Origin of the sequence: Niabella pedocola (assembly GCF_021044425.1) — a bacterium.
In the GTDB taxonomy this organism is placed as follows: Bacteria; Bacteroidota; Bacteroidia; order Chitinophagales; family Chitinophagaceae; genus Niabella; species Niabella pedocola.
Map to the genome: position 1 here is coordinate 67,436 of NZ_JAJNEC010000001.1, position 13,807 is coordinate 81,242.

Annotated in this window: 9 protein-coding genes; 4 read left to right on the forward strand and 5 right to left on the reverse strand. The window is 47.6% G+C overall.

From position 1 onward, the window contains the following. Nucleotides 1-63: 63 nt before the first annotated feature. Nucleotides 64-3,204 carry a protein translocase subunit SecDF gene (secDF, locus tag LQ567_RS00315; RefSeq protein ID WP_231001984.1) on the reverse strand — a complete coding sequence of 1,047 codons (3,141 nt, stop codon included), beginning with the start codon at nucleotides 3,202-3,204 and terminating at the stop codon, nucleotides 64-66. A gap of 233 nt (nucleotides 3,205-3,437) precedes the next feature. Between secDF and LQ567_RS00320 the strand changes: the two genes are divergently transcribed. The 4 genes from LQ567_RS00320 (at nucleotide 3,438) to LQ567_RS00335 (ending at nucleotide 10,276) form a co-directional block, all read left to right on the forward strand. After that, nucleotides 3,438-4,628, forward strand: coding sequence for a pyridoxal phosphate-dependent aminotransferase (locus LQ567_RS00320; RefSeq protein ID WP_231001986.1), 1,191 nt, complete (start codon nucleotides 3,438-3,440; stop codon nucleotides 4,626-4,628). 194 nt (nucleotides 4,629-4,822) lie between these two features. After that, a complete protein-coding gene (locus tag LQ567_RS00325; RefSeq protein ID WP_231001987.1) occupies nucleotides 4,823-6,718 on the forward strand; it encodes a tetratricopeptide repeat-containing sensor histidine kinase in 1,896 nt (631 codons plus the stop codon). A 64-nt stretch (nucleotides 6,719-6,782) separates the two neighbouring features. Further along, a complete protein-coding gene (locus LQ567_RS00330; protein ID WP_231001989.1) occupies nucleotides 6,783-8,891 on the forward strand; it encodes a prolyl oligopeptidase family serine peptidase in 2,109 nt (702 codons plus the stop codon). A gap of 140 nt (nucleotides 8,892-9,031) precedes the next feature. Further along, nucleotides 9,032-10,276 (forward strand): YeiH family protein, encoded by a 1,245-nt coding sequence (locus LQ567_RS00335; RefSeq protein ID WP_231001990.1) that lies wholly within the window; start codon nucleotides 9,032-9,034, stop codon nucleotides 10,274-10,276. Nucleotides 10,277-10,737: 461 nt separating this feature from the next. On the opposite strand, the gene secG is transcribed toward LQ567_RS00335, so the two are convergent. The 4 genes from secG to LQ567_RS00355 form a co-directional block, all read right to left on the reverse strand. After that, the gene (secG, locus tag LQ567_RS00340) at nucleotides 10,738-11,121 is read right to left on the reverse strand and encodes a preprotein translocase subunit SecG (RefSeq protein ID WP_231001993.1); all 384 of its coding nucleotides are present in this window, start codon (nucleotides 11,119-11,121) and stop codon (nucleotides 10,738-10,740) included. Between the two features lie 3 nt (nucleotides 11,122-11,124). Then, complete coding sequence (locus LQ567_RS00345; protein ID WP_231001994.1) at nucleotides 11,125-11,859, reverse strand: hypothetical protein; 735 nt, start codon at nucleotides 11,857-11,859, stop codon at nucleotides 11,125-11,127. A 108-nt stretch (nucleotides 11,860-11,967) separates the two neighbouring features. Beyond that, nucleotides 11,968-12,495 (reverse strand): LPS assembly lipoprotein LptE, encoded by a 528-nt coding sequence (gene lptE, locus LQ567_RS00350; protein ID WP_231001995.1) that lies wholly within the window; start codon nucleotides 12,493-12,495, stop codon nucleotides 11,968-11,970. Next, entirely contained in the window at nucleotides 12,476-13,735 is a 1,260-nt protein-coding gene (locus tag LQ567_RS00355; protein ID WP_231001997.1) for a sigma-54 interaction domain-containing protein, read from the reverse strand. The genes lptE and LQ567_RS00355 overlap by 20 nt, the downstream gene beginning before the upstream one ends. Between the last annotated feature and the right edge of the window lie 72 nt (nucleotides 13,736-13,807).

Here is a 13,807-nt window from a genome sequence, read left to right on the forward strand (position 1 = left end):
CTGCATAAAAAAAGGGGCTACCAGCGGTAGCCCCTCTATCACTTAGAATTTAGTAAATCTTTCTTAGTGGTGTTCCGGCTGCACTTTTACAGCGGAGCCTGTTTTACTTTTTCTTAATCCACCTCTCAGATCCACCAGTACCGGTGCCGCCACAAAGATAGAAGAGTAAACCCCGGTTACCACACCAATCAACATCGCGAAGGCAAATCCTCTAACGGCCTCTCCGCCAAATATGAACAGGATCAATACCGTTACAAATACGGTAAAGGAGGTCATAATGGTTCGGCTTAAGGTATCGTTAATGGCTTTATTCACCAATGTTTTCTGATCCATATTCGGGTACAGTTTTCCGTCTTCACGGATCCGGTCAAATACCACCACCGTATCATTCATGGAGAACCCGATTACCGTAAGAATGGCCGCAATAAAATGCTGGTCAATTTCAAGCGGGAAGGGTACCCAATCCCTCGCATAGGAGAATACGATCAGTGTTACCAAGGCATCGTGCAACAGCGAGAAGATGGTTCCCAGTGAATACCTCCAGTCGCGGAAACGCAGGAAGATGTACACAAAGATGGCCAGTATCGCCAGCACGGTGGCAGTTACTGCACCTCTCTTCAGGTCGTCGGAGATCGTTGGCAGCACCTTTTTGGTACCCATTTTATACTGGGTGTCAAACTGCTCATAGGTAGTACCCTGCGGCAGGTGATTCTTCAAACCTCCAAACAGCTTATGTGATACGATGGAATCTGCTTTTGTTGTGTTGGGATCTGTGATCAGGTAAGAGGTGGTAATATCCAGCGCACTGGCATCACCTACGGTTTTGATGAATGGATTCTCATTATCAAAAGCGGCTTTTACATCATCACGTACTTTTTCTACATCTACTTTTTTACCAAAGTCGATCCGGTAAGAACGTCCTCCGTTGAACTCCACACCATAGTCGAACCCGTGGAATATAGTACCAATGGATAACAGGAGGATCACTACTGAAATGATGTAAGCTACTTTCCGGAACTCGATAAATTTAAAGGCGCTGTGCTTGAAGATGCTCCGGCTCAGTCCTGTAAAGTATTTCAGGTGGTGGTTTTTATTGGTGAACCAGTCGGTTACCCAACGGCTTACCAGGATACCGCAGAACAGGGAGAGCAACAATCCCAGGATCTGGGTGGTTGCAAAACCTTTCACCGGTCCTAACCCAAAGTAATAAAGAATAAATGCGGTGATCAGAGTAGTTACGTGACCATCCAGTACCGGCGCAAGGGAGCGGCTGTAACCGTCATTGATTGCGGAGATATAACTTTTCCCTTTGGTGAGTTCCTCCTTAATCCGTTCATAGATAATTACGTTACTATCTACGGCCATACCGATGGTTAATACCAGACCCGCAATACCCGGTGCTGTAAGTGTAGCACCTAACCCGGCCAGTACACCAACAGTAAACAGCAGGTTCAGGATCAGGGCGATATTGGCTACCCATCCGCTGGTATTATAATAGATCAGCATCAGGATGAAGATCACGATAAAGGAGATGGTAAAGGACATTAAACCGCCTTTGATGGCTGCTTCTCCGAGGGTAGGTCCAACGGTTTCATCCGATACGATCTTGGCAGGAGCCGGTAACTTACCAATTTTAAGAATATTGGCAAGATCTTTTGCTTCTTCTGCGCTGAAATTTCCGGAGATGCTGGAGCGGCCTCCTTCAATTACATCGTTTACAACCGGTGCGGAATACACCTGGTTGTCGACCACAATGGCAATATGCTTGCCCTTATTGGCACGGGTCATATCGGCCCATACGCGGCTGCCGATGGCATCCATTTCCAGTGAAACATTGGTTTTGCCCGACTGGTCGTAATCGGCACCTGCATTGGTTACATGTTCTCCTTCCAGTTTCGCTTTATCACGTCCGTTTGTTTTGATGGCATAAAGCGCTACCATATTGCTTTTCTTATTACCTATTTTTTCCGGCATTCCATACATCCAGGCAATCTCTGAAGGAAACTGGGAGCGGATCGCCGGTGCTGTAAGCATGGCACGCACCGCAGCAGTATCTTTAATATTTACCTGTCCGATGATGCCCATATCAGCCAGCTGACCTTTTTGATCTACCGGGGGAACCAATGTACCCCAGATATGCTTTTTCATTTCCTGCTGCTGATCTGCGGCGGCATCCGCGGTTTTCGCAACATTTTTATCGGCTTTAGCCAGTTCTGATAACTGGTTCTGCAGTTTGTTGGTATCGGTGGTCGTTGTTTTTGTGGAATCTGCTTTAGCTACGCCTCCGGCAGCAACGCTGGCCGAGTCTGCCTTCACCGTACTGTCTTTTACGGCTTTACCGGCATTCTGCGCATAATAGATTTCATCCGCTTTCTGAAGGTTGGACCATAATTCGGAAATATTGTATACTTCCCAGAACTGAAGGTTGGCCGAAGCCTGCAGGTTTTTACGTACCCGCTCTTTATCCTGCACACCGGGCAGCTCTACAGAAATGATCTGTTTGGCAGGATCCGGGTTGATGCTGGGCTGTGCCACCCCGAACTTATCGATACGGGTAGTGATCAGGCGGGCGGTATTATCAAAGGCTGCTTTAGCCTGGTCCTGCAAAAACCGGGTTACCTTGGCATCATTGTCGGTAACTTTTATATTCTCGCGGTTTGCGGTGGCAAACAGGGATGCCAGCGGCGTATTCGGATTTAATTTTTTAAACTCTTCTACAAAGAGCGTAATAAAGTTGGCATCGCTGTTCCCCTTGCGCTTGTCGGCATTATCCAGTGCCTTTAAGAAGCTCGGGTCTTTTGAATTGTTGGCCAGGGTCTGCAGCAATCCGTTCATCTCTACTTCCATGGTAACGTTCATACCCCCCTGGAGATCAAGACCCAGGTTTAATTCTTCTTCTTTCGCTTTCTGGTAGCTGATGGCACCGGTAATTCCATAAGTAATGGTTTCGTCTTTGGTGCTGTCTTTTAAGCGGGTCAGGCGATCGTTGTAAATCTGGTTCAGGGTTTCCTGGTACACCTCCTGGGAATCTTTACTGGAGGGGAATTTCTGGGCAGCAGTCTGGTGATTTGCATTTACATAATTATGCGCAATCGTCTCCAATTTCTTTTCGTGGTTGCGTACAAACCATGTAAATGACAGCTGGTAGAGTGAGTAGATAATGAGTAAGATTGTAAAAAATCTAACCAGTCCTTTGAGTTGCATACGTATTTGTTAATTTAATCTTTGGTTCCTCTTTAAATTTAAAGGGGGCAAAGATAAGGTTTATAGACATATAGTGGATTTGGTTTTATAAATGGATTTTATACTGTAGAAATTTTTATTTAAGGGCGGATTTTATAGAATATTTCGATTTTTTAAGATTTTAAGTTCGAAGCTGTCTTTCTAACCCCTAAATTTGCCTGAATTTGTTTAAAAATCAATCATAAACGTTTAAAATGTCGTTATCTTCTCTTTTACAGCGGTTTAGTGAACCTGAAACGCTGAAAATGGCCAAATTAGGCCGTGAACTGAGGGCCCAGGGGATCGATGTGATCGATCTGAGCCTGGGTGAGCCCGATTTTGATACGCCCGAGCACATTAAAGAGGCTGCTATTAAGGCCATTAATGATAACTGGAGCCACTATTCTCCGGTTGCGGGTTTCCCGGATGCACGGGAAGCCGTTTGTGCCAAACTGAAAAGAGACAATAACCTGGATTACAAGCCGGAGCAGATCGTGATCTCCACCGGCGCCAAGCAAAGTCTGGCCAATGTGATCCTTGCATTGGTAGATGATGGTGAAGAAGTGATCATTCCCACTCCGTATTGGGTAACCTATTCCGAGCTGGTAAAGATCGCCCGTGGAAAAGTGGTGGAAATCAGAACCACGGTAGAACAGAAACTGAAGATTACTGCGGCTGACCTGGAAAAGGCCATTACGCCGAATACCAAGGCCTTCCTGTTCTCTTCTCCCTGTAATCCTTCCGGGGCTGTTTACACTAAAGATGAGCTGGCCAGCCTGGTAGAAGTATTTAAAAAGCATCCCCAGATCTATATCATCTCCGATGAGATCTATGAATACATCAACTACGTGGGCAAACATGAAAGCATTGCGCAGTTTGATGAAATCAAAGACCGTGTGATCATCGTGAACGGATTGGCAAAAGGATTTGCCATGACGGGATGGCGTATTGGTTATACGGCTTCTACCGTAGAAATTGCCAAGGGCATGGAAAAACTGCAGGGACAAATTACCAGCGGTACCAATACTATTGCACAAAAAGCAACGGTTACGGCCCTTACTGCCGATCTGGCGCCTTCTATAGAGATGACCAAAGAGTTTACCCGCCGTAAGCAACGGGTGATGGAGCTGATCAGCGATATACCAGGCATTACCTGTACAGAACCCGATGGCGCTTTTTATATATTCCCGGATATGAGTGCGTATTTTGGAACGTCGGATGGCGAAACCACGGTTACCAATTCTGCGGATCTTTGCATGTATATCCTCAATAAGGCGCATGTGTCTTCCGTTATGGGAGCTGCTTTTGGTGAGCCCAATTGCGTACGCTTTTCATTTGCCAACAGCCTGGAGAAAATTGAAGAGGGGTGGAGCCGTATTAAAAAGGCACTGGCGCTTTTAAAATAGAAAAAATATAAACCTGTTTGAAAAGGACGTCCGGCATGGTGCGTCCTTTTTTTTAGTCATCCCGGGCTGCGTGCGGATCTCAAAGCAGCAAACACGATGCGGGTGTTGTTTTTGCACCAGTTTCTGCTTAAAGTTTTGTAATTTTAAGCTGCGGATTTGAGAAAACGTTGTCCGAAATTTTCCCTAACAAAAACATGAAAGCGGTTCGTTCCTATGGTTTGCTTTTAATAGCAGGGGTTCTGTTTGCGCTGGTTCCGGTTTTGGCACAACGTGCGGTTGTGACGGGCAGGGAGGCGCAGGAGTTGCTGCGGGCACCGGATAGTAAGGCGAAGGTGGATTCCATCATCGCATTTGCCGCAAGGCACCGGAAGAACGATTCGGTTGATACGCTGTTTAAGATCGGCTTTAACCTCGTAAACCGGCTTGCATATATGGATGGCGAAGCCCGGCTACTGGATGCATACGGGGTTTATAACCGGGATTTTTCCCGGTATGCACTGGCATTGGCCAATCATAAAGATAGCCGGGAACTGGCCCGGAAAACAGGAGATGTACAAACAGAAATTCATGCAACCAATAATATCGGGGTGGTTTACCGGCGCCTGGATGAAAACGGCAAGGCGCTCACCTATCATATGGAAGCGCTGCGGCTTGCAGAAAAAGTGGGCGACGATTACAGTGCCAGCGTGGCCTTAAACAGCATCGGAAACATTCATATTGTGCTGGGCAACTATAATGATGCGATCACGTATTTCCGGAAGAGCCTGCCCATTGCCCAGAAGGCGAACAATATGCTGGGCATGGCTATGAACTACAATAACATCGGCGAGGCCTATGAATACATGGGAAAACTGGACTCTGCCGACAGCTATTACAAACAATCCCTGTTTTATAATAAACAGATCAATAATCATAAGGGACTTGCAATCTGCTATAATTCGATTGGCAATGTACTCAAGAAACAAAGCCGCGTTTCGGAAGCGATCGCCTTGTTCGAAAAGGCAAAGCACATCACCGATACCCTCGGTGACGGCCTTTACAGTGCCAATAATTATAACAACCTGGGAAATGCCTACCTGTTACTGCATCAATACAACCCGGCAAAGGCCATGTTCTTTAATGCCCTGGCCATTTCCAGCCGCATTGGCACAATGACGGAGACCAAGAGCGCTTACGAGGGATTGATGAAGCTGAACGAAATGACCGCGCACCTCGACTCTGCATTATTTTACAGCAAATTGTTTAAGCAATACAGCGACAGTATCGTAACGGAAAGCAACAACCGCCATGTGCGGCAGATGGAAGCCATCTATGATACAGAGAAGGAGCAGGCCCGGATCGTTTTCCTGGAAACCAACCGGAAGAACGACCGTATTTTTCTTTTCGGCGCATTGGTGTTGTTCCTGCTGATCTTAACCTCCGGTATCTTATACTACCTGCGCTACCGGTTGCTGGAGCGCAATAAGCGATTGAGCCAGGAGCTGGAGATCCGCTCGCAGATCGCCTCCGATCTGCATGACGATATGGGCTCAACCCTAAGCAGCATTCATATTTTCAGTGAGCTGCTCCGGACCTCCGGAACCAACAAGGAAGAATTACTCACCAAGATAGAAGCAAATGCCAAAGACACGCTGGATGCGCTGGATGATATTATCTGGCTGGTAAAACCCTCAAATGATAAATTCAGCAACCTGTGCCAGCATATCCGGGAATATGCGGTGCCGATGTTCCAGTCGAAGGGTATACAATTTCAAATTGATTTTCCGGAATCCATTTCCGAGATCCCGTTGCCGATGGACACCCGGAGAAATATCTTTCTTATCGTAAAGGAATCGGTAAATAACCTGGTGAAATACTCAAAATGTACGGAGGCCTCCATCATCGCCCGTAATGAAGAAACCGTGATCTTTTTTTCCGTAAAGGATAACGGGATCGGGTTCGACCCGGACAAGCTTACCGACCGCAACGGGGTAAAGAATATGCGGGCCCGGGCGCAGAAGATGAACGCAGGCATCCGCATCTCCACGGGATGCGGTAAAGGCACCCTGGTTGAGTTTTGGGTTACCAAAGAGAAAGCCGGAGAGGCCTGACGTATTTGAAAAACAATTCTTGCCGGATGTTTGCCAATTGCTATCTTTATTCAAATGCGTGTTTATGAAAAAACTTTTTTATCTCCCGTTTGTTTTACTGACGATGAAAACCATGGCGCAGCTACAATATCCCGTAACACAAAAGGAGGCTGTTACGGACGACTATTTCGGAACCAAGGTAACCGATCCCTACCGGTGGCTGGAAGATGATAACAGCGCGGCAACCAAAGCCTGGGTACAGGCCCAGAACAAGGTTACGGACGCCTATCTTTCCGGTATTCCTTACCGGGAAAAAATAAAGAGCCGGCTGGAGTCTTTATGGAATTATCCCAAGTTTGGGGCACCGTTTAAAAAAGGGCCTTACTATTATTTTTATAAGAATGATGGTTTGCAGAACCAGGCGGTGCTGTACCGCACCAGGGATCTTAATGGAGTTCCGGAAGTGTTTATAGATCCCAATACCTTAAGCAGCGAAGGTATTGCGGCACTCAGCGGACTGTCGTTTACAAAGGATGGCACATTGTGCGCCTATGCGGTATCAAAGGCCGGCAGCGACTGGAGCGAAATTTTTGTGATGAATGCAGCAACCAAAACATTGCTCACCGATAAAATTAACTGGACCAAATTCGGTGGTGCGGCATGGAAGGGTAATGAAGGTTTTTATTACAGCGCCTACGATGAACCGGATGAAAAATCGAAACTGAGCAAGAAGAACGAATTTCAGAAAGTGTTTTACCACCGGTTGGGTACTTCACAAAAAGAAGATATGCTTGTGTACCAGGATAAGGAGCATCCCCTGCGGTATTTTAGGGTAGGGCTTACAGAAGATCAGCGTTTCCTGATCCTGAATGTTACGGAAGGTACCAGCGGCGGCGAGCTCTGGTACCGGGACCTTTCGAATACGGGCCAACAGGATTTTTCATTACTGGTAAAAGGTTTTGATACGGAATCGTCTGTGATCGAAAACAAGGGCGGGCTGCTGCTGGTGAATACCAACTATAAAGCGCCCAACTACCGGGTGGTGGCGATTGATCCGCAGCAGCCGGCAAGGGAAAACTGGAAAACCGTTATACCGGAGCAGCGGGAGGCATTGCAGGGGGTAGGTACCGCAGGCGGTCATCTTTTTGCCAGTTACCTGAAGGATGCATCCTCAAAGATCATCGAGTATGATTTTGATGGCCGGAAGATCCGGGATATCGAATTGCCCGGGATTGGCACGGCAGGCGGTTTTGGAGCGGACCGGGAAGACAAGACCTTTTATTATACCTACAGCTCCTTTGCCACACCGGCGGCCATTTACCAGTATGATATTGTCTCGGGCGCTTCTACATTATACCGCAAAACGGAACTGCGTTTGAAAACGGACGACCTGGTTACCGAGCAGGTATTTTTTAAAAGTAAGGATGGCGCAAGGGTGCCGATGTTCCTAACCTATAAAAAGGGATTAAAAAAAGACGGCAACAATCCCGTGCTTCTGTATGGGTATGGCGGGTTTAATATTCCCATGACACCGGGCTTTAGTGTAAGCAACGCCTTTTTTGTAGAGCAGGGCGGTATTTATGCAGTGGTAAACCTGAGAGGCGGCAGCGAATACGGGGAAGCCTGGCATAAGGCCGGCATGTTGCTGAACAAGCAAAATGTATTCAATGATTTTATTGCTGCAACAGAATTCCTGATTGCAGAAAAATACACCAATAAAAACAAAACAGCGGTACGCGGCGGCAGTAATGGTGGGTTGCTGGTGGGCGCCGTAATGACCCAGCGCCCGGACCTGTTTAAAGTAGCGATTCCCCAGGTAGGGGTGCTTGACATGCTGCGGTTTCAGAAGTTTACCGTAGGATGGGGCTGGACAGTTGAATACGGCAGCGCCGATTCTGCTACCTATTTTCCTTATCTGTACCGCTATTCGCCCTATCATAACCTTAAAAAAGGGGTAAGTTATCCCGCAACGCTGATTACCACCGGTGATCATGACGACCGTGTGGTGCCGGCACATTCCTTTAAATTTGCAGCACGTTTGCAGGAGTATCATAAAGGCCCCAACCCGGTGCTGATCCGCATTGAAACCAATGCCGGTCATGGAGCCGGTAAACCCACCAATAAGGTGATTGAAGAGGCGGCTGATATATGGGCATTTACCATGTATAACCTGGGAATGAAATTCAAAGAGTAATGGTGCAAAGCACCATCATATCCAAATAAAACCTGAGGGTTTATAAAAGCAAAGACGATAGTGTAAGAGGCGCGGGCTGGACGGTGTCATGGAGTACCCGCAGGCCATCCCTTTAGATTTTAAAAAAAAGTAGTTGTAACATGAAGAAAGCATGGATGCATGAAGATTGGGCAATTGTAGTACTGGGTGGTTTAATCATTCTTTTAGCCCTTTCGGGGTTGGTGATTCCCGTTCCGGTTTATTCCTGGAAAAACGGCGGCGAACTGGTGTCAACGGTTTTATCGGTTACCAATCTCACCTATATCGGAAAACAATTACTCATTGTAACGCCCGTAGCGGCGCTGGCCGCAGCACTTACAGGGAAGCCGGTTAAGAATACCATCCTGGTATTTTTAGTGATCTTTATAATTACGCAGGTGGCCCTCGTACTGGCCGGAAACAGCATCATGAAAGAGCTGAACCTGGAAGCGGTTATCTTCAGTCTTGCCCTCGGCTTAATCATTGGTAACTGCTTTAAATTGCCGGAATGGTTCCGGGAAGTATTGAACGCAGAATTGTATGTAAAGATCGGGCTGGTACTCCTGGGATGTTCGGTTATTTTTTCGGATGTAATGAAGGCGGGAGGTCTGGGGCTGGTACAGGCCCTGGTTGTAGTATTGTCTGTGTGGTATTTTGCTTTCTGGCTTTGCCGGAAGATGAAGGTGGATGATGATCTGACGATGATGATCTCCAGTGCGGTTTCCATTTGCGGCGTATCGGCAGCCATTGCCACTTCCGGAGCCATTAAGGGCGATTCGAAGAAATTGTCGTACGTGATTTCAATGGTATTGGTTACTGCAGTGCCGATGATGATCTTTATGCCCGTGATCGCAAATTATTTCCACTTCCCGGAACGGGTAACCGGCGCCTGGCTGGGGGGCAGCATTGATACTTCGGGTGCTGTTGTGGCTTCCGGCTCCCTGGTGGGTGAGGAAGCGCTGAAGATCAGTACGATCGTGAAGTTTTCGCAGAATGTATTGCTGGGGATCGCCGCCTTTGCGATCTCGGTTTACTGGACCTATTCCAAGAGCACGGCTACCGGCAGCAAGGAAAAACCCACGCTGCGCCTGATCTGGCAGCGGTTTCCCAAATTTATCCTGGGATTTATCGGCGCCTCGCTGCTGTTTTCGTTTGTGGTTACCCCCGAAGTGAATGCTTCCGTAAAAAACGGGTTAAAGAGTTTGCAGGGCCTGTGGTTCGGACTGGCATTTACCAGCATCGGGCTTGAAACCCGGTTTGCCGATCTTTTTAAGAACAACAGCCGGAAGCCGCTATGGGCATTCCTCATCGCCCAATTGTTCAATGTAATCATCACCCTGATCATTGCGTTTATATTGTTCAGATAGACAGGCCGGTTACTGCTATAGCGGATCAAATAAAAATGACCAGGAGTGTGGCCGTAACCATATGCGCAGTGCCGCGTAAACCTGAGCTGCCGGTGCGCGGCACCTTCATTGTTTTTACAGTGGATTATGTATAAGATCGGCGTGCGCTGCAGCTTTCCAACAGGCAAAAATTATTTTGACGCCCTGCGATTGACCGGGAAGAAAGGCCGGCAGGACGTGCAGCGCAGGTTAATGATCTGCAGACACTGCCCGGGGCGCAATCCGCAACAGTTGCACTCCACCATTGATCAGCAGCTGTTTTGCTGCAGGGGCACCGTGTACTTCGTTTTCCCGTATAACTGCGTTTATTGGTCCGCCGGCAGGTGTCATTTGAAGACGGCCGTATTAAAAAAATAGCCGGTAGCCGGAAAAAAAATCCCGGCAATACTGCCGGGATCTGAATATTTTAAGTAAGGGAAACCTTATTTCCCGGAATCTGCTTTAGGAGCCTGCTGGACAGGTTGTTGTTGCGTACCGCTGTTAAAGGGAACCGCAGGTGTTGCCTGGGGCTGTGTCTGTTGAACCGGTTGTGTGCTTACATCCTGCAATCTTCCGTTGGTGGTGCCACTCGTTTTTGTGCCGGAAACAAAGAATGTTGAAAATAAGCACAGGAGACCGATCACGGCTGCAAAGATCCAGGTACCTTTTTCCAGTACATCATTGGTTTGTTTTACACCCATGAACTGGCTGCTTACACCTCCGAAGGTTCCGGCTAAACCGCCACCTTTCGGGTTTTGGATCAACACGATAAAGCTCAGAATAACACAGGCCAGAATGATCAATATTACGAATAGAGTTGTTAACATGAATTATTTCTTTAAATGTTCGATTTTCGCTGCAAAATAAGCTCTTTTAGAGGGATTTAGCAAACTTAATTTTTGGTAAATCTCAATGGCCTTTGCTTTATTGCCTTGTTTGGCCCAAACTTCAGCCATGGCAGCGGTTTCTTCGTTTTCGCCGTGAAGCGATTTTTCCGCCATTTTTTCGATAACGGCCTCATTTCTAGCGTTGAGGCGTACTCCCGCAGTGGCATCGGGGAGGCGGCGCATGTCCTTCAGCCAGGAAGTAAAGCTCTTTAACTGACGCTCGAACTGATCGCCGGTGCCGCTTTCGTCGTTCAATTTGATCCCCTGGGAGGCAAAATAATCTACGGTATAATAAGGCGTAAATAATAAACCCGCCTTGGCCGTATCGATGGGCTCCAGTTTTAAACCCGGGATGGCGAGCGGTGCTTCCGGGGCTTCGTTCCCGGATTCTTCAACCGGTGCACTTTCCGGATCGGCCAGCGGTTGCTCCGGTCCGGGTTTATATCCCGAAAAGAACTGGTATTGCAGTAACAGCGGATCTTTAAAATAAAGCAGGGTTTTCTGCCACTGGTTTCCGAACCCTTCGTCGCCGGTTTCTTTTAAGCGGGCCGCCAGCAGCAACTGCAGGGCAGATGCATAGGGGTATTGCTGCACCAGCTTCTTTAGATCGGCCACCGGCAGGGGATGCCCCTGATCGGGAAAAGCCGCAAAAGCAATAGCATTAATAAAATGATTCATGGTGTGTGATTGTTGACTGCTGCACGGATTTACCCGGGCCAAGCGTTAGGGATCTGCTGAAAATTGGATAATGCTTACAGGACCCGGTCCTGCCTCGCCAGCTACTGTTTACCAGTTAGAGAATATCCGGTTAAAGATATCGTCGGAAAGGCTCCGCAGCATTTCTGTTTTAAGTCCCTGTTCTGCCTGCTGCAGGGCCAATGAACCATCATAATCAAAACTGCGGGTAACATCGTACTTCTTGGTTTGCTGGGAATGATTATCCCGTACATCGATATGTACCCCCACGTTTAAACGGTTGGTATTGGCCCGCTGGTTGGAAATACCCGAAGTGGCAAAAGAGTAGGAAGTAATGGTGCAATTGATGTCCCAATCGGCATCATCCCCATTCGTTTGCTTCATACGGGTTTGGCTTACGATCTTCTGTTTCAGCCGTTCTGTAAGTTCCGGAGCCAGCTGGGGATTTACATAGGCTGCCTTGTTTTGGATAATGCCTACCCGAACCACTTTAACGCTATCGGGGATACTTACATCTTTAAATTTATAAACACCACAGCCGGTTTGGGCAAATGCCAGCACCAGCACTGCTGATACGGCCAGTACCGCCAACAAGGCCTTATAATTCTTCAATATCATATTCTTTTAATTTTCTGTATAGCGTACGTTCACTGATGCCTAGGTCGAGAGAGGCATCTTTTCTTTTTCCCTTATGTTTTTTCAGCGCTTTAATGATTAGTTCTTTTTCTTTTTCCATGATGTTGAGACTCTCGTCTACTTCCTCGTGCTCATCAATGGTATTATCCACGATCATGGGGCTGGCAGATGCTTGCGGCATGGTGAGCTGTACCGGCTGATAGGTGGTGGCAGGTGCCGGAAGATACCCCGAGTCATGCCCGTTATTGAGATCCTTCAGTTCATTAATGAGTGATGCATTCTGTGCGGCAACGGATGGGTTCTGCAGTACCTCCAGGAACATACGCTTGAGCTCGTTTACATCTTTTTTCATATCGAAAAAGAGTTTATAAAGGATCTCCCGCTCGTTTTGAAATTCATTCTGATGCTGAGCCGGTGATAGGGCCGGCAGGCGGTTGTTGGAGTAGGGCTGCAGGTAGCGGCTGAGTGCCTTGGCCGTGATCTGTTTGTTTTCGGATAAAACGGATATCTGCTCCGCAATGTTTTTTAATTCCCGGATATTGCCGGGCCAGGGATATTCCAGCAGCAAATTCTTGGCATCTTCATCCAGCTGTACCGATTGGGTTTTGTATTTATCGGCAAAGTCTGCTGCAAATTTCCGGAAAAGCAATACAATGTCCTCTTTCCGTGCCGAAAGGGAAGGTACCCGGATGGGAACCGTGCTCAAACGGTAGTAAAGGTCTTCCCGGAATTTATTTTGCTCCACCAGCCTCAGCAGGTCCTTATTGGTAGCGGCAATAACGCGCACATCCGTTTTCTGCACCTTACTGGAACCTACACGGATATATTCACCGGCTTCCAGCACCCGCAACAGCCGGGCCTGGGTGCCCAGGGGCATTTCCCCGATCTCGTCCAGGAAGATGGTACCACCGTTCACGGTTTCAAAATATCCTTTACGGGCATCTACCGCTCCGGTGAAGGACCCCTTTTCATGCCCGAACAGTTCGGAGTCGATCGTGCCTTCGGGTATGGCGCCGCAGTTCACCGCAATGAAAGGGTTGTGTTTCCTGGATGAAAGCGAGTGGATGATGGAAGAGAAGGCCTCTTTACCCACACCACTTTCCCCAATGATCAACACGGTAAGGTCCGTGTTGGCTACCTGTACGGCCACCTGCAATGCATAGTTCAATTCCGGAGAATTTCCTATGATATTAAAGCGGTTCTTTATTGATTGTAAATCCATGGATCAGTTATTCAAAATTGCTTAACCACCTGATATACTCAGTTTTTTAAGCGGTTTTTTTTATTTTTCGAG